9 protein-coding genes are annotated in these 22860 nt (G+C 61.3%); 4 read left to right on the top strand and 5 right to left on the bottom strand.

From position 1 onward, the window contains the following. Positions 1–28 precede the first annotated feature (28 nt). The 5 genes from P3T22_RS24615 to P3T22_RS24595 form a co-directional block, all read right to left on the bottom strand. Positions 29–1888, bottom strand: a complete 1860-nt coding sequence (locus P3T22_RS24615; protein WP_429326416.1) for a polyketide synthase dehydratase domain-containing protein — start codon at positions 1886–1888, stop codon at positions 29–31. Further along, positions 1888–3117, bottom strand: coding sequence for a 3-oxoacyl-[acyl-carrier-protein] synthase III C-terminal domain-containing protein (locus P3T22_RS24610; protein WP_429326415.1), 1230 nt, complete (start codon positions 3115–3117; stop codon positions 1888–1890). Before P3T22_RS24610 ends, P3T22_RS24615 begins: the two co-directional genes overlap by 1 nt. Continuing rightward, the gene (locus P3T22_RS24605) at positions 3114–10646 is read right to left on the bottom strand and encodes an SDR family NAD(P)-dependent oxidoreductase (RefSeq protein ID WP_429326470.1); all 7533 of its coding nucleotides are present in this window, start codon (positions 10644–10646) and stop codon (positions 3114–3116) included. The genes P3T22_RS24610 and P3T22_RS24605 overlap by 4 nt, the downstream gene beginning before the upstream one ends. A 37-nt stretch (positions 10647–10683) precedes the next feature. After that, entirely contained in the window at positions 10684–11634 is a 951-nt protein-coding gene (locus P3T22_RS24600; protein ID WP_429326414.1) for an AMP-binding protein, read from the bottom strand. A 102-nt stretch (positions 11635–11736) separates the two neighbouring features. After that, complete coding sequence (locus P3T22_RS24595) at positions 11737–12531, bottom strand: hypothetical protein (protein WP_429326413.1); 795 nt, start codon at positions 12529–12531, stop codon at positions 11737–11739. A 987-nt stretch (positions 12532–13518) separates the two neighbouring features. Here P3T22_RS24595 and P3T22_RS24590 point away from each other — a divergent pair. The 4 genes from P3T22_RS24590 to P3T22_RS24575 all read left to right on the top strand — a co-directional run bounded on the left by P3T22_RS24590 (position 13519) and on the right by P3T22_RS24575 (position 22859). Further along, complete coding sequence (locus P3T22_RS24590; protein ID WP_429326412.1) at positions 13519–14568, top strand: helix-turn-helix domain-containing protein; 1050 nt, start codon at positions 13519–13521, stop codon at positions 14566–14568. A gap of 377 nt (positions 14569–14945) precedes the next feature. After that, complete coding sequence (locus tag P3T22_RS24585; RefSeq protein ID WP_429326411.1) at positions 14946–16220, top strand: autotransporter strand-loop-strand O-heptosyltransferase; 1275 nt, start codon at positions 14946–14948, stop codon at positions 16218–16220. Between the two features lie 256 nt (positions 16221–16476). Then, positions 16477–21105: an AIDA repeat-containing protein gene (locus P3T22_RS24580; protein WP_429326410.1), complete on the top strand. Its 4629-nt coding sequence runs from the start codon at positions 16477–16479 to the stop codon at positions 21103–21105. A gap of 164 nt (positions 21106–21269) precedes the next feature. After that, complete coding sequence (locus P3T22_RS24575) at positions 21270–22859, top strand: hypothetical protein (protein ID WP_429326409.1); 1590 nt, start codon at positions 21270–21272, stop codon at positions 22857–22859. Position 22860 lies beyond the last annotated feature (1 nt).

The raw sequence follows: 22860 nt of genomic DNA, 5'->3' as shown, positions 1-22860 counted from the left end.
TAAATTTCCGCGCCACCCGCCCCGTCGATCACCCTGCGCGCGCCAGATCCAGACCAATGGCAACAATGAAATTGCCGTCGCGCACTGTCGTGATGACCGCCTCGTGACCGCTGCTCCGATGACGCATCTGAACACCGCCGTCGGCGTCGATGACAGTGGCCTCGAAGTGCTGAGGCGCGCCATTGACTCCCGTCCCCATGAGCTTGCCGAGCGTTTCCTTGGCGCACCACAAGCGCGTGATCCACTCTTGACGCTCGGCGCCGGAAAAGTCCGCCAGCAGCGCACGTTCTGACTCGCTGGCGAAGGCTTTGACGAAGTGCGCATCGTGCTCGGCAATCCGCTCCAGATCGATCCCAACCGGTTTCCAATGAGCAATGGCAATGGCCTCATCGTCACAGTGAGCGATACTCACTGTGGGAGGTGGCACGCCATCATCCCGCCAACGGGAGACGACCGGCTGGCCTTTCTCGTCGTTGCCGATGGCAAACGCGGCCGGGTGAAGCGTTTCCCCGGTGCGGCGTTGTCGGGCATCCAGGGCCCGCACTGCGTCTTTCGCGGCGATACGACCAAGCAGCCATTGCATCTGACGGGCACGCGTACCGTTCTTGCTCGCAAAGATCGCCATTTCATCCATATGCAAGTAGTGGCGTGCAAGGAGGACGAGATCGAATCCGGCGAGGCGCTGCTTCGTGACTCGCTGACAGACCGGCTCCGGGCGTGCCTCGAATGCGGGTAGCTGGAGCGTATCGCTCAGGAGATACCGGGTTGGCAGCCGGCGAAACGCCGTAAGCCGTTTGTCCCACTGGAATCGCCACGACTTCCAGTCCTTGATTCGCAGCCACACGCCACCGGCACCGTCCTGAATTTCGACGTCCGCGGTCAGGGTCTTCCCTTTGCTCGCGGTCACCTCGACGCGCATCGGGACGCGCGTTCCGCAAGCCGGGGCGGGCCGGTAAAACTCAAGCTTGCCGATTCCGACCGGAAAGACGATGTCCCCCTGTTCCATGGTCCATATCGCCATCGTCTGTCCGACCGTGTCGAGCAGAGCTGGATCGGTCAGTAACTGCGGACGGGTGGTCGAGCGAAACATGTCGTCCGGCGAGCGAACCACTAGCTCAACCGCCGCGCCATGCTCGCCCAGTTGCATGGTTCCCGCCAGACACTGAAAGCGCGGGCCGTGAAACAGGTGGCGCTCCTCGTAGGCCTGCGCAGCGCGCAACGAACGGCGTCCTCCGTCGGCAGGCGCACCTGATCCAAACGAAAGGCTGAGCTGATAGTGCGCGCCGAACAGGACAGTCGCACTGACTGAGGGACGCGACTCTCCCTTGATGAAAACGGCGACGCTGAGCCGGCAGATCTGGGCAGACGTATCGACAGCCTTGACGGCCCCCTCCACTCGCAGCGTCAACTCGTCAGTATCCGCAAGCGCAATCCAGCGCCCCGCAGAGACATCCTCGAAACCGATGAGGCCGTACCCAGGGGCAAGGCACGCTGCAGCTTCAGCCATGATCTCGAGGCTTACCGTCATCGGAACGACGGGAAAACAGGCGGCGAGCGGCTTGACGCCGGGAGCGTGGACAAAGTGGTGGTCGGCGAGATGCAGGTCTTCTTCCAGCGAAAGTGTGCGCTCAATGCAGACTGACTGGCCTGGAACGTAACTCACGACCTCGCCGATGAAGGGCAATACGTTGTCCTCGTCATCCCCCCCCTTCGGGGGACGCTCCCGCCGCGCGGTCGCCTCGGCCGCTTCTGGTGCTCTGCGGGCCGGCGTGGCGGGCGGTGACGATCGCTCCAGAGCGAACCCTTCGATGCGGCTCAACTCGGCCGCGGAATTCACTTCGTGAATCCGCGCGATCAGCGGCGTGCCATGGTTATAGTGATTGACCATCACACTTTCTCCATAACCAGTCCGGTCACCGTCAAGCCTGGCCCAAAACCAAGCGATACGACACGCGTACCCGGCGCAATCGCCTTCTCCTCCACGATTCGTTTGAGGATGTGCGGGATCGTGGCGGAGGTCATGTTGCCGTTATCACGGAAGACTTCCTTGCTGATGACGACATGATCATCGCGCAGTCCAAGCTCGTCCTGAATGTGCTCGACGATCCTCGGTCCTCCCGGATGAATCGCGAACACGAGCGAATGCTTGTCGCGTTCGAAATCGATTCCGATGCTTTGCAGCAACGCTATGACGAAGCGGCGCACGTGGCGCTTGATGACGATCGGCACTCTGATCGTCAGGGTCATCTGGAACTGGTGCGACGAAGGCACTTCGGTCATGTCGTCAGCGGAGTCCGGGAGCAGGTTCTCCCGGAAGGCGAGGATTCTCAGGCCCCGGAGTCCTCGCGCTCGCACGTACTCGTCGGAGCAGACCGAATACTTGATGAATCCATCGCCGAACAGGGTCATCGCCACGATGTTTTCCGCGCTGGAGTCCTCGAGATTATGGTGAGCCGACAGAAGCTCGGTATGGACGACGTCCACACGTTGCTTCGGCGGCGTAGTCCCAAAGTGCGAGGACGACAGAAAGCCGTGCGCCATCCTGATGGCGGGAAAGGCGCCGTAACAGCCCATGTGATAGCTGTGAGTGACCGTCGTATCGAACCATTCCTTGTTTGCGACCATCCGTTCCACAGGACTCGGCGCGAGGTATCCGGTACTCGTCACGTGGATCATGTCATCGGGCGCAGCGGTGATGCCGTCGTACATCTCGGCGAGGCAGGTACCGACCACCTTTCCATAACTCTCATGACGCTCCCGGATATCCGCCCCTTTGGGGTCCTTCATATCGGATGAGTGCAACCGCAGGTGCCTGTTCTCCGCAGTCGGTTCGGCGAGGACCAGCTCGCCATCGACGAAGCGAATGTCCCTGATCCGCGGGAAGAACACGAGTTGCCGCCGCCTGATCTGATCGGGCGATACAGCGTACTTCGAGAACTTGTCCTTCAGGTCGCGCATCGCCTGGCGAACGCCCTCCTTGTTCTGAATGTCGTGGGTCTTGCAGTAACCCATCGCCAACGCATAGGCGCTGACTTCCAGGGTAATGCGCTGTGCCACGGGCTTGGCAACTTGTGCGGGCCAGAAGTGGGTGAGAACCGGCTTGGCGAAAGTGTTCATTTGATTGATGCTCCTTTTTCGTGGCCAAGGCGCAGCGTGGCGATCTGCTGGATGCTCGACGAAATGACGAGTTCGGGTTTGCCGCTTGCCCCACGCTCCAATTCGTCAAGAAAATGACGCCGCCCAAGCTCGGCCGGTATTGGCCGGATGGATCGTGCCGCATAGAGTTTGCGCAACTCGTCGCTGACCATGCCCGCATCCCACGGCCCCCAGTTGATCGAGACGGCATGGACATGCGGCCAGGTATGACAGAGCCGGTTGGCCAGTTTGTTCAACACCTCATTGGCAGCGCTGTAATCGCACTGACCGACGTTGCCGAAGCGACCGGTGACCGACGAGAAAAACACGATGAACTTCAGGCTCGACGGGCGCAGCTTGCTCTCCAGCACGAGTGCCGGAGTCACCTTGGTATCGAACACGGCGTCGAACGATTCGACGGACTTGTCCGCAATCAGCTTGTCGCTAATCACGCCTGCGCCATGCAGGACGCCATCGATGCGGCCACAGCGCGCATAGACATCGTCGATCAGGTTGCCGAACGCGACCCGGTCGCGCACGTCAAGGCTGTGATATTCGACCTGGGCGCCCGTCGCTCGCATCGCGGCCAGATTGGCCCGGATCTCGCGGTCCCTTATCACCCGTTTGAGTGCGCGGTCGACCTCCGCCGGGGTCACCTTGCCGTGCCGGGCTCGCATGTCCCGGATCAGGAACTGCTTCAGTTCGGCCGGATCCTCGATGTCGAAAATCGTCTCCGCTTCGTCCTCTGGCAGTGCGCTGCGTCCGACCACAATCAACCTTGGACGATACTTTTCGGCGAGCGCGCGGGTAACGTCCGCGGTGATGCCGTAGGCGCCGCCGGTGACCAGCACCACCGCGTCGGGATCCAGGGTCAATCTGGACAGGTCCTGACGGAGCACGTCATGGTTTTTCAGGTCAAGCCGCCAGCGTCCCTGCCCCGTGTACCCGACTTCGATACCCGGTTGCCCGCTGCGCATCTCAGCCAGCACCTGCGCCGCCAGCCAGTCTGGCTCCAGCCCGGGCGCGACGTCGATGCACTTCACGCGGACCGTCGACCACTCTCGCGCGACGGACTTTGCGACACCCAGAATGCCAGCGCTTTCAGCTGCAAACGCGCGCGACTGACTGAGGCCAAACTGTCCGTCGAAGGAGGTCACGTTGACTATCCAGCCCGCGCCGCCCTGGGCGCTGTTTTTCAGATCCTTCTCGAATACTTTCAACAGCAAAAACAACGCACGCCCATCCTGTTGATGGTGGCCACGCGCATCGCTGTCACCGGACGCCCCCATCAAATTGATCAGTGTGCCGACCGGTTCAGCCGAGCCAGCGAGCAGTTCGCGAAGCTGCTGCACGGACTCGAGCGACGAGAAATCGACTTCATAGCGGCCCTCATCCAGCACGCGTGTCGCTTTGCCCGGTATGAGCTGGCGTACAGAGTGGCCGCCACGCCTCAGCGCGCTCTTGAACGCGTTGCCTAGCGGCGTCTCATCGCCGATCAACAGGATCGGGTAACCGGCCGGAAAATCGGTTACGCCGACGCCATCATCAAAGTGTGCAGCAATCGGCTGGACCGTATAGCACTGCACCGGATCGGTCTGCGTCGTATCGATTTTGGACTCCACCGTCTCATTGAACGTGGACAGTGGAGTCTGAGCTTTTTTTGGGGACATCACTCCCAGCTCAGCGGCAACTGCGCCGCCCAGTAACTGCTCGTACCACCCCATAACCTCGTTCAGGGTCTTGAGCCCCGACAGCTCCTCGATGACCGCTTCTTCGTTGCGCTCGCCAAGCAGGTTGTATTTGCTCGTGAGGCCACTGAAGATCTCGATCCGCTTGATGGAATCGATGCCGAGGTCGGCCTCCATATGTGCGTCGAGATCCAGCATGTCGGCAGGATATCCCGTGCGTTCCGATACCGTGCTTAGCAGGTCAGCCTTGAATTCGGCGGCCGAAGCATGGCTCGGCGGCTGGCTGCCATTGCTACGCGTCGCAGCGGGCCCGCTTTCGAGCGGCGCGGCCACGGGTTCGGGGGCCTCGATGGAACCCGCGAACTCCGGAGTCGGCACACTCGTACTGGAAGCGACCAACTGTTTGGGCAATACCGGGGTGGGCGGAGCCGCACTGAGGATCATCGGAGCCACGGAAGGGACAGCCTCCGCCTGTGCACGCGGAGGGGGCGCGAGATTCGCTGCGCTCACCTGAACAGGTATCGCCATGGGTTGCCCCACGTGCTGCGGCGAGTGCAGCAGTTGGACCCCGATCAGCTGTGCCTGGAAATCCAGAAAATGGCGCAGGCTCTGCTGCTGCTCGCATTGCAGGTCGAGGAGCCGCCCGACACCGTACTGGATCTGCGCGAACTCGGACTCCGAGCAGCGGGCGCCTGCAGGTTGGGGGCCGGCGCCAGTCGCCATTGGCCCGTCGCTTGATACAGTATCTGCTTTCATTGCGTTTCTCCTGTCGCTGATGGATGGACTCTCCAGGTGTCGAGTCGCTATCAACGTTGGCCTGGGGGCTTCGACGGGTGACTCCGCCGTGCGGGAAGGATGGGCTTCGACAACTGGTGCGGCAATTTCCGTCACGCCCGGAGCTTTGCGAGGTTGCGCCGCCTTTCGTTGGGGTCCGTGCCATGGTTGTGCGCGAGCCGCGTTGACTCGCCACACCAGTGGTCCTGGGGCGGCCCGCTTGCCCGCCTCGGCAAAGACCTCCTCCGGACTACATTCAACCAGGCCGCGACCGGCGAACCACGTGTCAAGCCGCACCGGGAGCCCGATCGCCACAGCCTGGGTCAGCAATTGCGCGAGTTGCAGCCAACCGGGGCGACCCGGTGCGTCGATAGCCAGGGTCGTGTGCGTTCTGTCGGCCAGGATACGGTCGACCAACCCACCTAGCACAAGGCCGGGACCACATTCGATGAACACCCGGGCGCCAGCTTCGTAGAGTGCGTCAATTTCGTCCCTGAACCTGACAGGCTCCGCAATGTGCTTCGCGAGGAGCGCGCGCACCTCATCGCTCGTCTGTGGATAGGGGCGGCCAGTGGTGTTGCTGTACACAGGGATCGTCGGCGAACGGAACTCGACCGTTGCCAGTTCACCCGCCAGCGTGTCGCGCGCGCCGGCCATGATTTCGCAATGAAATGCAGCGCTCACGGGCAGCTTCTTGACACGCAGCGACGCTTGACTCAAGCACGTCACCGCCGCGTCGATCGCCTCGGTCTTTCCGGCGATGATGGTCTGGTCCGGTGCGTTCAGATTGGCAATGCTCACCTCAAGACCGTGCTGGGCGATCGCGGCCGCCACCTGCTCACCGTCGCCATCGAGCGCCGCCATCGCCCCCGGTGGCGCGCTCGCAGACAGCCGCCCGCGGAACCGCGACAGGTGCAGCAGGTCGTCATACGTGATCGCTCCCGCGGCGCACAGCGCGACATATTCACCGTAGCTGTGACCTGCAACAAAGTCGGGACGCAAACCGTAGCCAGTGAGCACCTGGAACGCCGCCATTTCGACCATGCCTAACGCAGGCTGAGCAATTTCGGTCGCATTCAGGGCCTGCTGCTGAGCCTCGCGCTCCGCGTCGCTGAAAGCGGGCAGTGGATAGATAAAGCACGATATCGGCTGGCTGGGGTCTTCGCCGCGCCTGACCCGGTCATCTGCAAAGCGCTCGTGCAGTGCGGGCAGCGCCACCGCCAGATCGCGCAGCATATTGATACGCTGCGAACCTTGTCCAGGAAAGAGGAAACAGACCCCGCCTGCCTTGTCGGCTGTTTCCCGATAGTAGATACCGGGCGGCTGCGTAATCTCCGCGTGCCTGGGCAGCAGTTCGAGAACGCGCAACAGCTTCTGTTTGAGATCCACGACCGAAGCGGCCAGCAGTGTAAGCCGGCAAGGCTGCCCGCCATTTGCGCGCCGCACGACGTGCTGCTCCCGGTACAGCGAATACGCAAGCTGGGCGAGGTCAATCTGTTCCGCGTACTCCAGCCCTTGCAACATACGCCGAACGTCACTTTCGATCTCGGCGCGGGTGGCGCCCGCGAACGCGAAGATTTCGCCGTCACGGGGATTCAGATCGACCGCATCGGAGTCACGATAGGCCCCGGTGTACTCCGCCAGCACGGCATGGAAGTTTGTCCCGCCGAAGCCGAACGCGCTGACGCCGCAGTGCCGCGGATGATTCCGGCCGTCGTGCAGCCATGGCCGCGTCTCGGTATTGATGTAAAACGGCGACCTGGCGAAATCGATCCCGCTCGCGGGCTTGTCGACGCCCAGCGTCGGCGGCAACACGCGGTGCTTGAGGGCAAGCGCGGCTTTGATCAGGCCTGCCAGGCCGGCCGCCACCTTGGTGTGGCCGATCATCGACTTCACCGACCCGACCGCGCAAACTTGCGTCGCGAGCGATGCCTCGCCAAAGGCAAGGTTGAGTGACTCGATCTCCGATTTGTCGCCCAGTGCTGTGCCTGTGCCGTGTGCTTCAATCAGCGTGACGGTCGCGGGGTCCACGTCGCCATCGGCGTACGCCCGCTTCAAGGCCGTTACCTGGCCGGGAGGATGAGGTGCCGTCAAGCTGCGGTTGCGCCCGTCGCTCGAACTGCCGATTCCCCGGATGACCGCGTAGATCCGGTCACCGTCGCGCTCCGCATCGCTCACGCGCTTGAGCACCACAGCCCCCACCCCTTCGCTGATCGCAATACCGTCCGCGGTCTCGTCGAAAGGTCTCGAGCGTCCGCGTGGCGAAAGAGCATGGGTTTGCGCGAAACACATATAACCGATTGGACTGTTTGTACCATCGACTCCGCCGACCAGCGCGACATCGGCATCGTGGTTGCGCAACTGCCTGATGCCCGCATCGAGCGCCGCGAGTGATGCAGCACAGGCAGCGTCCACCGTAAAGTTGGCTCCGCCCAGGTCGAGGCGATTGGCTACCCGACCGGAGACCACGTTACCGAGGATGCCAGGGAAGGTGTCCTCGGTCCATTTCGGCAGTTCATCCCTGAAGAGCGCATCCAGGATGTGCTTGCGGGTCTGCTCGGGAAGGTCCGGCACCTTGGCGAGGTATTGAGGCAAGAGCGTGCGAAAATTGAAGATCGTGCCCAGGTCGTTCATCCCGCCTACCGCGAAGATCGTCGCCGTCTTTTCACGAGGGAACGGGCGGCGATCGAATCCCGCGTCTTCCAGTGCCTGCCTTGCGACCTCCAGCGCGAGAAGTTGCACAGGCTCGATGGAGGCAAGGCTCGCCGGTGCAATCCCATACCGCTGTGGATCAAACTGGATATCGTCGACAAATCCGCCCCACTTCGAATAGACCTTGTCCGGCGTACCGCGCTTTGGATCAAACAGATCGGCTACGCTCCACCGATCGTCAGTCACCTCCCGGATCGCGTCCACCCCCCGCAAAATGTTTTGCCAATAGTCACGCAGTCCTTCCGCGCGAGGAAACAGGCAAGCCATCCCGACAATGGCGATATCCTCGCGACGGGACCGAGGAGGCAGCTGTATGCTGCGCGCTTTGCGATGCCTCAGCAGTGCTTCGCTGCCCGTCGATACGGAAGCGTGAAGTTCGGCGATGCTGCACGTGCGACTTCTTAGCCGTGCCACTTCGCCCAACATGTACATGCCTTCGCGACGCTGGGTTTCGCTATCGACGTTGACGTAGCGATCGTCACCACTCTGGGAGGCGGGATCGCTGTTGTGCGCGATCCCCTTGGCTGCGATGCGCAACCTGCCGATGTTCATCAACTCCAGCGCCATCAAGGTCTCGTCTTCGGACTTCGATGCCAGAACGAGCTCGCGCCGCACCCCTTCAAACTCATCGCAGAACGGCGTCTGCGCGCAGCGCGTGTAAATTCCGATGCCAGATTGCAACAGCGCTGTTTCCTGACAATCGACGGCCTGCTGCTGGAACTCCTCGACGATCGCTCCGGCGCGGACGATCTCATGGGTGAAGAGATAAGCCGTGCCCATGAGCACGCCCACCTTCATGCCGCGCGCGACCAGGGGCGAGGCCAGCACGGACACCATGGCCGCAGACATCGCGTCGTGGATGCCACCCGCAAACAGGACTTGAACCGATTCTGGATCCTTGATGTCGGCGCTCGTCAGGATCTCGATCGCGGATTCCCAAAGGATAAAGCTGGTGCGGGGGCCCGTATGACCGCCGCATTCGCTGCCCTCGAACACGAATCTGCGCGCGCCGTCCGCCAGAAAGCCGCGCAGTAAGCCCGGCGAAGGTACATGCAGATACGTGGTAATACCGACGTCCTCCAGTTCGCGCGCCTGGCTAGGCCGACCGCCCGCGATGATCGCGAATGGCGGCTTGACCTCCCGTACGATGTCGAGCTGCTGCTGGCGTAACTCGAGGGGTATGAAGCCGAGTATGCCTACACCCCAAGGCAGATCGCCGATCAGCTCCTTGGTTCGGGTCAGCATCGCACGCACCTGCGGGCCACGCAGAACGGCCAGCGCCATGAACGGAAGTGCGCCCCCGTCGGCCACGGCTTTTGCAAAGGATCCGACGTCGCTGACCCGCGTCATCGGTCCTTGAACAATGGGGAAACGTGTTCCATGCAGTGTTGCAAGCGCTGAACCCGGTACAAGGGGAGTCTGCGCAGCCGCCCTTTCCAGGCACTCAGCGATGCTTTCGCGAACGGCGGTGATAATGCGTCCAACCGTCCCATAGCGCCTGGCAAGAGGCGCCGCGAACGCGATATCCTGTCCGACGGCGATCAATCCATTGTCGGGTTCTGCCAGGCCGTCCGCCACGGTCTCCTGCCAGGGTTCCCCTTTGGCAACCGCAACTTCGAGCTCACGCAGCCGGCCTCGACCCGAGCGGCTAAAGAACCGATAGAGCGCATCAGTTGCGCCGATCAACGAGGTTTCACTGCCATCGAGATGCCCCCACTGTGTGCGCGACTCGACCGTAGTGAATGGCCCTTCTTCGGCCAACCACAACTGCTCGCATAGAACCACGCCTGCGGCTCCCGCCAGCACGGCCGATGCGGCACTATGCAGGGCAACGCCGCCTTGAATCCAGTAGGGAATGCTGAGTTGCCCATGAAACTCTTGCAGCAACATGAACGACGAATGTGGACTGACCCGTCCGCCAGACTCATGCCCTTTGACAACGAGTCCGTCATAGCCCGCCGCCTGTGCCGCACGCGCCGTAGCCAGATCGTGCACTTCCAGGATGACTTCGCGTCCTAGCCGCTTCGCGGCTTCGTGGACCCGCGTGGCATCTTCGGCCGTGAGGCCAGCCAGCACCAGAACGGGTACAGGCGCGAGCGAGCCGACGATTTCCGCCAGGCGCGTGAGGTCTTTCGACGCTTCCCCCAGGGTATCCCAGCGAATCCCCCAGTGCTCCGCGCTACCCGCCGCGCGGGTCAGCTCGGCCAGCGCCGCCTTGATGTCCGGCGACTCCCTGCGGATGCCCAGGTCCAGCACGCCTGATGCCCCGGCCCTGCACGCGCCAATCGCGATCCCGGGTGTCAGCCGATGCGACGGTGTAATCGCCACCACCGGCACAGATTTCAATCGAGCTGCTCTCATGAGACCAACCTCTTCATCGTAAGTTGACGTGCATGACGGTGATGCGCTCTTGAACGATGAGTTGCCGTATTCGCTCGAGATCCATCTTTTCCCGCGCCGGCAGAATCACCAATCGCGCCCCGTGGGTCAGCGGCCAAAGAAATTCCCATACGCTGGCGTCAAAAGCGTAATCAGAGCTCTGCAACAGGGAATCGCCCTGGCCGATCGGGCTGATCTCTTGCATCGACTCCAGCCCGTCGATCACGTTTGCGTGGTCTTTCACCACGATGACCGGACAGTCCACCTCGGAAAACCTGCAAATTGCGCAGGCCGGCGAAACGTCTTCAGTCAGACAATCCAGAGGCCATGAACATGGCAAATCATCGGTTTGCTCATCGCAGTAAATGATCTGCGCGTTCGTCCCGGCGAACCGGTCCGAGAACGCTTCCTGGGTGATCACGGTTCTTGCGTTCGAAGCGCTGAGCGTGGCTGCAATCCGCGCGTCGTGGAGCGTCGGGTCCAGTGGCAAACAGGCCCCGCCAGCTTTCAGCACCGCCAGAATCGCGCGCACCATCGCCAACGATCCCTGCATGCAGATGGCACACAGATCGCCGGGGCCCAGTCCCTGGGACTGCAGGAGAACGGCCAGTCCATCTGCCTGACTGTCCAGTTCGCCATAGGTGAGTTCGGACTGGTTGAACTTCACGGCACGTGCGCCGGGATTCAGTTGGGCGTACACCTCGAAGCGTCGGTGCACGGGTTGCCGAACCAGGTTAACAGCGGCAGGCGCCGGCCTTGCGGATCGTTGTGCCTCGTCTTCGTGCGCGCAGGCCACTGGCGCCTCGTGTAAAACCATCTCCTCGAGCATCGTCCAGTCAACCCCTGTGAAGGGGACACGGCACAACAGCTCGTCGCCCTCCATCCAGACAACATGATGATCGGTCATCCACTTGCCAACGTCAGGTCTGACAGTCATGATCAGCATCCCCCGTACGCCACACCGCTATGGCACCCAGCGTGTGGCTTTTCTTCCACCTACCCCGTTCGTCGCGCCTGCGCGCCACAATCGTCCCTGCGCGTGCGGCCCTCAGACAACCTCGGGTTGTCCGGACTGGCTCGGCCTACCCTCTCGCGCTTCGGTGTGGGCGACGCGGCGTTTGTACGCATCGCGGTGCTTGCGCATGTTGTCGGTCAACTCTGAAATCACTTCCGACGCCGCGAAAATAATCTGATTGAAATTGAATCCCGCACCGATCATTTCCCGGTAAAACGATTTGGCCAGAATCCGCGCCATCTGATTGGGTGTCTGGGCTGATTCCGCCACAATTTCCCCAATGGTTTTCTCCCCAGATCGCGTCAACGCCATCTGCGTAAAGCGTGACCTCAGAATGTTTTGCAACTGAATCACCTGAATCGACTTCGTAATGACAAGCGTCAGAATGGCGAACAATTGCAGGTCATCGGCGCTGAAGCAATGCCGGTGTTGTGGCTGGTAGGCACGAACGACACCGATGACTTTTCCATGCATCACGATGGCCGAAAACATGCGTTTTCCCGTCCGGGTATCCGCGGCAATACCTGCGGGAATGATCCCGCACTCCACATCCTCGCCCGGCACCGAAGCGTCATAACCGGGATGCATGGATCCTTGAGCGTCGGCCATTTCAAATGGCCTGTCCGGCACATCGCCAAATTCCGTCCCCGGACGCAAGCCGATCTCCTCCACCTGCCGTTCGCTCAACATTGCGATCGCGCATCCCGCATTAAGCATCTCGCCTGCCCTCAATGCCAGTTCGCCCAGACATTCATCCAGACTGCCAGCAAATTCGACATGGCTAAACGTATCGCGCAGCTTTGTCATCACAATGGCGTCAGCATTCATTTTTCGTCATCCTAAATGTTGTACAAGGATACCGCCCGTGCTGTGTTCTCTTTAACCATCATATTTGCGACCGACAATTCCAGTTCAGCCCCACCGATTCCCGAACAGCACTACCGCGGGAGTGGGTCCGCTTCGTCTATCAACGATCAAACGAGTGTGGAATCAGCCAGCTAATACCGCCGGCTGATATCCTTCACACCGGTCGCACATTCAGGAATGACCGCGCACGCCTCGGCAAGACAAGCTTACCCGTCGCGCTTCGTCGGTGAGCGTGTTCACACATTCAGTGTTATGGATACCCCGTTCAACTCGCCCGTGTCACGATGACAACGAGCAATCTCAGTTTCGATCAACCCATTCTGGGTGCATTCAAAGCCGCATCCAGTTTTTTCGTCGCCTGGGGAATGCCCTGGAACCCCGGTTGCAGTTTCAAACGTCGATCTGTTAATGACCATGTTATTGGATAATTTTCTTCAATTCCGACAACCTGCCCTAGATTTCGGACGCGACCTTCATATTTTGCGACGCCGCACATCGCCGCTCGTGTAGTTGCCTCTCCTGTTCAATACAAGGGGATCGGCGATGCTGCGTCTGCTCCGGACACGAGCAGCGTATTTTGCAGACGAGCAGGGTCGGAGCTGCGAGGAGATGAAATCGTTGAGCAATGCCAGGGGGTTGACCGAACGCAACAACACCATGTCCAACACGTCTGCGCATGGATGTGCTGGTTGACACCTCGATCGGGTCATCGCACTCACGGCGCCTGGGAAGTCGCGGGTTTTCCTGTGGAATGCGCAGTCTGTTTGCTGTGCAATCTCGGGGTCTGGTGCCGCGGAATCGATGGTCGCCTTCACGCGGAATGCGCTGTCGTTCCGAAAACCGCCAAAAAAACCTACTTTTCGGACGAAAACCATCCGCCCCAATAATTCGTCAGTATGCTGCAACGCAACCGCTGGATAAATCTGCGGATACGAGACGGGGGAATCGATGAACCTGAGACACTGGAACGATGCTGCGGATGGTGCGCAAATTCAGACTGAGCAAGCGCCCCTCATGGACGGTACGCGCCAAATTGCGCTGCTTATTCTTGATGAATGTCCTCTCAGCGAAGCAGCCGCCGTTGCCGAGACCTATCAGCGGTGGAATGAGTCGTTACCCTATACGAGCGCAGACGCGCACCGCTACAGCGTCCACATGCTGTCTACCCAGAAAGGGTTCGTGTCATGCGCATCCTCAATTCGCCTGTTTGCAGAGAACATCGACGATTTCGACCCGCGCATCTTCAAGTCGATTTTTGTTGGCGGGGGCGGTGGTACGTGTGATCCGCGGGTTGCCAGCTGGCTGGCGCAAGCCGGCCCTGAAGTCGAACTCATTGCGATTTCGGCTGACGCCCATGATATGCTCGCCGCGACCGGCCTGTTGCCTGCCACGGCACTGGGCGCCCCGCTTGCGGAACTGGAGCACGGAGCGCGTGGCGTGGCCAACCCTTCGAAGCCGGGCTATCCCGAAGTGAAGCTCGCCCAAGGCGAACAGGCGTTGCACCGGCTACTTGCGACGGTCGAACGTGACTTTGGCGTGCTGGTGCGGATCCGCAGCGAAATACTGCGCGCCAATCGCTCCCTCACCCGGGGGGGCGCTGCGCCGACCAGCGTCCGTGGCACCGTCGCGTTGAGCGAACGAATTGAAGCATCTGTCCTCTGGATCAAAAGCAATCACGCCGGTTCTGTCTCGATCTCCGAGCTGGCCCGACGCGCATCCATGAGTGAGCGAAATTTTCTCCGGCGCTTCAAATCGGAAATCGGCCAGACTCCGCACGAATATCTGGCCCGGGTTCGCCTCGAAAATGCACAACTGTTGCTGGTGCAAACCGACCTGCCAGTCGACAAGATTGCCCGGCGATGCGGCCTGTTCAACGGCGACCATCTACGCAAATATTTTCTGAAGTACCTCGCGGTCTCCCCGGTCGAATATCGGATGCTAGCTCGCGATCGGGCTGTTAGCGGCAAGGCACCCAACGGAGTCAATTCAGGAACATAGCAGCGCTCAGGCAGACGTTCAGGTGAGGACATCTGGATTGGTCAGGCGGGACAAGTTTTAAACAAACCCGAAAACCGCATCGCAGCAAGCTGGCGCCTGACCGTCAATTCTCGCGCGACATCCGTCATCGCCTCACTCGCAGTGTTATTTAGTTTTGCTTATTTTACTGAAGTGACGTATTGACGCATCGTTAGCGAATGAGACAGACCATTTCCGGAGAACGTTTCATTCCAGGATGGCGGACCGGCGCAAGACGTTTTCCGGTTCAGCAGGAAGCCACGGATTGAAGGGTCAGGCCGTCTTGCCTTCCGTGGAACACTATTGGAGCAATCTCCATGGCTTTCCATCACGGGTACATTTTTTACTAAGAGGTCAGCATGACTAACTATTCCGAATCGACGGATGTTACTTTGCTGGATGCGCCTCCCGCGTCGGCTGGAGTCGCCCCCGCGACCTCGCCCGCACCCGCGAAGGGGCCGTTTCCCGCACCCGCTGGCATCCCGACGCAGAAGGCATCCAGGGGAATCCGGTTTGACTTCAACCTTGGCTGCAGGATCACGCTGCCCGACGGTAAATGGCGCATCCGTTTGCGCGATCTCGATACCGGCAACGTCCTGTTTGAAACCGCAATTGGGGCCGGCGCGGTGTCGAGCGCCAAGAAGTACTACGTGCGCTTTGGGATCGAGGTCTGGGATCAGTCGCATGGCGACGGCCTGCGCGTCGTGGATCACACCTACGACGCGAAGAGCCGGCCTGTGCTGATTCAGTTCCCCGTCGGCACGCTAGGCGACATCATCGGCTGGTTCCCCTATGCAGTGAAATTCCAGCAGCAGCATGGCTGCCGGTTGACCTGTGCGATGTCCGGCGTACTCATTCCCCTATTCGAGGAGGCCTATCCGGACATCCAGTTCATCACACCGGAAGAAGTCAAGCCCGAACAGTACTACGCGACTTATAACATCGGACTGTTCTTTGATGACGCGTCGTCCGAATGGCAGCCATGCGATTTCCGGCAAGTCGGATTGCATCGAACCGCCGGCCACATCCTCGGTGTAGATGCTGCGGAGCAGGCGCCTCTGCTGGCCCTCGAAGACGACAGCCGGCCGATCCCCGAGCGCTATGTCTGCATAGCAGCGCAAAGCACGACGCAGTGCAAATACTGGAACCACCCAACTGGTTGGCGGGAGATCGTCGAATTTCTCAGGGCACGCGGCTACCGGGTGATTTGCATTGACCAGAAGCCGACACATGGTCACGGGATCGTATGGAATCACATTCCCTACGGCGCGGAGGATCAGACCGGCGATCAGCCGCTCACCGAGCGGGCGCGCTGGCTCAAGCATGCCGACTTCTTCATCGGACTCTCGAGCGGGCTGTCCTGGCTGGCGTGGGCGGCAGGTACGCCCGTCGTGCTGATCAGCGGCTTCTCAAGTGCGGCCAACGAATTTTCGACACCGTATCGGGTGATCAATTACCACCCCTGCAACAGTTGCTGGAACGACGCACGCGTGCGCTTTGACCACGCCGATTTTTTGTGGTGCCCCCGACATGCGGGGACGCCACGTCAATTCGAATGCACCCGTCTGATTACGCCGGAGCAGGTCAAATCGATGCTACGCCGGATCCCTGGGTTTTTCGAGTCTGACAGTTAAATCGACTGACTTAATACGTTGTCCATATTACGTCAGATAGACGGAAGTGGCGGCCGGAGCAGTGATCACAGCCGGCTCTCGAGTTGTAGTTTTACCCAAGCCCTCTTCGCTATCGAACCAACGGAGAGTTTACGACGCTTCTCGTTTTGCAACGGATAGAAGTGACGGTCTCGTGATAGAGCACGCCGCGGGGTGGCAGCGCCATCGCCCCCTTTGTCAGAGCTTTCGAGTATGCGCACGCAATGGAGAATCCTTCATGAAACCGATCACTTACCGTCGCACGTTCTGTGTCCATACGTTCGGCCGCCGCACACGGCGGCTCCCACGCTTGACGTCCCTACTGCTTGCGAGCGTCATTGTTCATGTCTGGATCGCGCCACCGGCGATGGCGCAATGCGTCGTTTCATGCGTCGTTTCGTCCGGGGTGACAAGCACAGGGGTGTCCGTGCCGGCGGGCGCTACCCAGTTCGTCCTCAGCGGCGGCACGGCCTCCGGCACCGTCGTTAACAGCGGTGGCACTCAGGATGTCACGGGCGGCTCGGCTGGCGGCACCCTCGTTGACAATGCCGGCACCCAGCAGGTCGTCAACGGCGGCAGCGCCACCAGCACCATGGTCGACGGCGGCACCCAAACCGTGGCCAGCAGCGGGACCGCCGTCAACAACACCATCAACAGCGGCGGCAGCGAGTACGTCGGCAGCGGCGGCACCGCGAGCGTCACCACGGTCAATAGCGGCAGCTATCAGGACGTCTACGGCGGCCACGCCGTCAGCACCACCGTCAATAACGCGGGTACCCAGCAAGTCCTCGGCGGTGGTTCGGTCACCAGCACCACGGTCTACACCGGTCTCCAATACGTGGGCAGCGGCGGCTCGGCCACCGACACGGTGGTCAATGGCACCGGGACTGCTGCTCAGGTGGCCGATGCAGTGGCACTGGTAGCCGGAGGACTGCATAACCCAAGCCAGTTTTCGGTGTCCGTCATTCCCGCGACCGCAGATAGCATTACGGTGACGGTCAACTCCGGCGGGACAGTCAGCAGTGCCACGATCAACGCTGGCATCCAGTACATCGACGACGGTGGGTCGGCCACCAGCAACACGATCATTGCCGGCGTCCAGGTCATCAACAACAGCGGCACGGCCAAAAACAACACCATCACCGCCGGCATCCAGTTGATCAACGGCAGCGGTACGGCGAATGACACGACGATTACCGCGGGCGTTCAGGTCATCGACACGGGGGGCGCAGCGACCAGCACCACGCTTAACGCGGGCTATCAGGTCATTGCCTTTGCCGGCTCTGCCACCAGCACCACACTCAACACGAGCATCCAGCAGATCCTCTACGGCGGCACGGCCATCGACACCACGATCAACAACAGCATCCAGGATATCGGCTACGGTGGCACGGCGATCAGTAGCACAGTCAATTCCGGCATCCAGTACGTCGACAGCGGCGGCACCGCAATCGTCACTACCGTCAACAATGGTGGCAACCAGGACGTCTACGGCGGCAGCGCCATCAGCAACACCATTGGCGGCGGCGGCACGCAGACCGTGATCAGTGGCGGCACGGCCACCAGTAGCACGATCAGCGGCGGCGCCCAGTACGTCAGCGACGGTGGCACCGCGAACATCACGACGGTCAACAACGGTGGCACGCAGACCGTGATCAGTGGCGGCAATGCCACCAGCAACACCATCAGCAGCGGCGGCACGCAGACCGTGGCCAGCGGTGGCACGGTCACCAGTAACACGATCAGCGGCGGCGCCCAGTATGTCTACAGCGGTGGCAGCGCAAACCTCACCTCGGTTGGCAGCGGCGGCTACCAGAACGTCTTTGGCGGCACCGCCACCGGCAATACGATCAACGGCGGTGGCGTGCAAACGGTGGTCAGCGGTGGTATGGCCAACAGCACGATGCTCAACAGCGGTGGCATCCAGTACGTCGGCGGCGGCGGCACCGTAAACGTCACTAGCGTCAACAGCGGTGGCTATCAGGACGTCTACGGCGGCAGCGCCACCAGCAGCACCGTCAGCGGCGGTGGCACGCAGACCGTGGCCAACGGTGGCACGGCCACCAGCAACACGATCAGCGGCGGCGCCCAGTATGTCGACAGCGGTGGCAGCGCAAACCTCACCTCGGTTGGCAGCGGCGGCTATCAGAACGTCTTTGGCGGCACCGCCACCAGCAATACGATCAACAGCGGTGGCGTGCAAACGGTGGTCAGCGGTGGTATGGCCAACAGCACTATGCTCAACAGCGGTGGCATCCAGTACGTCGGCGGCGGCGGCACGGCAAACGTCACGACCGTCAACAGCGGTGGCCACCAGGACGTCTACGGCGGTAGCGCCACCAGCAACACCATCGGCAGCGGCGGCACGCAGACCGTGGCCAGCGGCGGCACGGCCACCAGCAACACGATCAGCGGCGGCGCCCAGTATGTCGACAGCGGTGGCAGCGCAAACCTCACCTCGGTTGGCAGCGGCGGCTATCAGAACGTCTTTGGCGGCACCGCCACCGACAATACGATCAACAGCGGCGGCGTGCAAACGGTGGTCAGCGGTGGTACGGCCAACAGCACGATGCTCAACAGCGGTGGCATCCAGTACGTCGGCGGCGGCGGCACGGCAAACGTCACGACCGTCAACAGCCGTGGCCACCAGGACGTCTACGGCGGCAGCGCCACCAGCAACACCATCAACAGCGGCGGCGTGCAAACGGTGGGCAGCGGTGGTACGGCCAACAGCACGATGCTCAGCAGCGGTGGCATCCAGTACGTCCACAGCGGCGGCACCACCAACCTCACCACGGTCGGCAGCGGCGCTTATCAGGACGTCTACGGCGGCACCGCCACCAACAACACGGTCGACAGCGGCGGTGTACAGACAGTGGCGCGCGGCGGCACGGTGTACAGCACGAAGCTCGACGGCGGCGTTCAGTACGTCAACAGCGGGAGCACCGCCAACACCACCAAGGTCAACAACGGCGGCTACCAGCGCGTGAACAGCGGTGGCACCGCCATCGGCACCACGCTCAAGAACGCCGGAACACAGTCCGTCGCCAGCGGCGGCATGGCAAGCATGACCGCGATCAACAGCGGAGGCCATCAGATGGTCAGCTACGGCGGCACCGCCGTCAGCACCACCATCAACAAGGGCGGCGAGCAAACCGTGGCGAGCGGCGGCACGACAAGCAATTCCACCGTCAACAGCGGCGGCTATCAGTATGTCGACGGTACGGTCATCAGCGCCACGGTGAACAGCGGCGGCACGCTCGAGATCGGACAAGGCAGTCCGTCCGGAAATCTTGTCGGCAACGCGGCTAATAACGGCGCGGTGATGTTCGATCTCGCCGGCACGTATATGTATAGCGATGCCGTCAGCGGCAGCGGCGCCCTTGTCCAGGAAAGCAGCGGCATGGTGATATTGAATGGCGTGAACTCCGGATTCAGCGGCACGACGAACGTCATGTCGGGCACGCTCGAAGTCGGCGACAGCGCCCACCCCACCGCTTCGCTCGGCGGAAACGTGGTGGTCGACCCGGGCGGCACGTTGCGCGGCTATGGCACGATCGGCGGCAATGTCGTCAACAGCGGCACCGTCATGCCTGGCGGCTCGATCGGCACGACGACAATTGGCGGCAACTACACGCAGGCGCCGACCGGGACGCTGACGGTCGAAATCAGTCCGACCGCCAACTCGCGGTTGAGCATCCTGGGCAATGCGACACTGAATGGCACGCTGGGAATTGTCTACGATGCCGGCACCACGGCGTACGCGCCGGGAACGATCAAGATCCTGACTGCCTCCTCGGTGAGTGGCACGTTCACGTCGCCGCCCACGAATACGCTCGAACCGGGCGCGAGTTTCCAATATGTGACGCCATCGGTCAGCTACAAACCGACCGAAGTCGACCTTGTTCTTGCACCGATCAACACCAGCATCTTCACGGCCACCGGCTCGGCCGCGTCGCAGAGCGCCCAGTCGATGAACGCAACGGTGCTGGAACGCCTCCGTGTGCTGTGCCGCGACGGCAACGCAGCCGACTGCACGGGTAACGGCGATTCACTCTGGATCAAGGCGGACGGAGACTATGAGCGGATCGATAGCGGGACGGTGTCAGGCTTCTCCGCGCATCAATACGGCTTCGTCGCTGGCTACGATCATCAGATCGGGGTCTATACCGTGGGCGGTACCGTCGCCTACAGTCACTCAGACGTGAGCGAAAGCTCGACGCCCGACACCGGCACCGTGGATAGCCTGCGTTCGTCGATCTACGCCGCGACCTCGATGGGTTCGGTCAATCTGGGCGCAACGGTGGGTCTGGGTTACGACTTCCTCGCTCAGAAACGGCCTTTCAATCTCGGGCAAACGGAAACGGCGACGGGTGACCACAACGGCTTCGAAGTGACCGCAGCGGCGCAGGCAAGCATGCCAACCCCAGCGCTTGGCGGCTTCAGGCTGATCCCGAGCGCCGGGATCCGTTACGCGTATTTCCACGGCGACGCGTTTAGCGAATCGGGGGCCGGCGGGCAAGACCTGTCAGTCGGAACCGACAACATCCAGAGCGTGCAGCCGTATGCCGAACTGGCATTGAAGTACGCCTTCGGTAGCGTGACGCGGCCCGCGACTCTGGAAATGAAGGTGGGCTATGCGCGAGAGCTTGGGACTACGAATCGTGCGGTGTCGGTGAGTGCGCAAGACGGCACCCTGTTCACCGGTTACGGGGCGACCCTGCCGAAGAACCTGGTGACGGCCGGCTTTGCGCTGACCGTACAGGCTACCAAGGCACTTCAGATCTCCGCGGGCTTTGACACATTGCTCGACACCGATCACGCATCCGTCAAAGCCGGGAGCGTGAAGCTGAACTACCGGTTCTGATGAGGGCAAAGCGTGCTCGGCAAATGACGGGGATTTCGTGCGAACCGATGACCATCCAGGGCCCTTCATCACGCGACACACCCTGCGGGGTGACGTGATGAACGGCCCGGTCTCCTGCCTCAGTACGCGATCCCCGCATCGAGCCATTGAAATTGAGGGCTGCCATGACAACACCGTTAAGCATTGTGTCGGGGATCGCACTTGGTATGAGCCTCGCCACACCCCGACTCGGCATCGCCGATCCCGTCAACGCCCCACCAACCGAACAGACGCTTGCCCAGCCGCCCGTCAACGCGCCAACCGTGACGCTTGCCGATTCCAACGGTGTGCAACCGACGCCGCGAACCTTCGCGCAGGCGATCGACGACGCGCTACGCCGGCGGGCCGCCGAGGCCGCTGCAGCGCAACCGGCAACGCAGACGTCGGGCGAGACGGTCGCGAACGCGACAGGCGCGACTGCCGTCGACTCAAACGATACGCCACCGCCGACAACGCGCGCGGAGGCCTTCGCTAACGAACCTGCCGCAACCTTCGCGGATTCTGAGGGTACGCAACCGACGATCACTGGCCAGCCGTCCGTCAACGCGCCGCCCCTGACCCTCGGCGCTTCCGACGCTGCCCAACCGTCAACGTCAACGCCAACGCTCGGCCAGGAACTCCTCGACGGGTTCTATTCAAGGATCTATCTTATCGGCTACGGCATCGTGCAGGACCCGGTCAACTCGGGACTCAATCCAGACAATGCTTTAGCGATTCCTCGATATCAGACGGAACTGAACTTCAGGCCTGATTTCGATCTGAATTTCCGTCAGTTCGAATTTGGCATCAAGCCCCGCTTCACGACTTCATGGAGCAGGGTGCAAAACGGCGTCGATGCCAACACCGACACGACGACGGCTACCGCATACATCAATGAATGGATTGCCCGCTATCGCGTAACGAATCAGCTGTTAGTGAGCTATGGACGCGAAAACCTGCAGTGGGGACCGTCCCAACTGCTGTCCCCGTCTAATCCCTTCAACCAGAATAACGGCAAGAACAATCCGGCTATCGAGCAGCCGGGACAGGACTACGGCAGGGTCGTCGTCATCCCGAACTCCTCCTGGACCCTGTCGCTGATCGCGAACACCGGGGTTGGCCGTCTCGAAGATAGTGGCGAGGAAACCGGTCCGTTCCACAAGGCGTATGCCGCGAAGCTGGATTACACCGCGGACAGGGGCTATTTCTCGGTGATCGCGTCCAAACGCGAGACGACGCCCTACAGGATCGGCTATTTCGGTGGCTGGACCGTTTCCGACGCCCTGCTGACGTATTCGGAAGGCAGCGTAGCGGTATCGCACAATTCGTCCACACCGCGCACCGATTACGACATACTCGTCGGCGCCGCGTACACGCTTGCAGCCGGCCCCACCATTACCGTCGAGTATTTTCATCACAACATCGGTTGTAACGGTTCGCAGATCGATCGGTGCGTATCGCCAGCGAACCTCGATCCAACCAATCCTTTACCCCGCAGAGACTACGTCCTCCTGCAGTATGTCGATACCAAGATCTTCCATAACCTCAACCTGACGGTGCGCGTTATCCAGGATATTAACGACCACTCCACTGAACTCGTCTCCGATCTCGAATACGAAGTGGGTGAGAACTGGCAGCTGTATCTGGTTCCGTCCGTCACACGCGGACCGAGCAGTAGCGAGTTTGGCAGCCTGTTGCGGTATTCCGTGTTTGCCGGCGTTGCGTTCACATTCTGAC

The organism is Paraburkholderia sp. GAS348 (assembly GCF_050434205.1).
Classification (GTDB): Bacteria; Pseudomonadota; Gammaproteobacteria; order Burkholderiales; family Burkholderiaceae; genus Paraburkholderia.
Note: the sequence above shows the minus strand (reverse complement) of the source record. Positions and strands in the feature narration are given on the sequence as shown.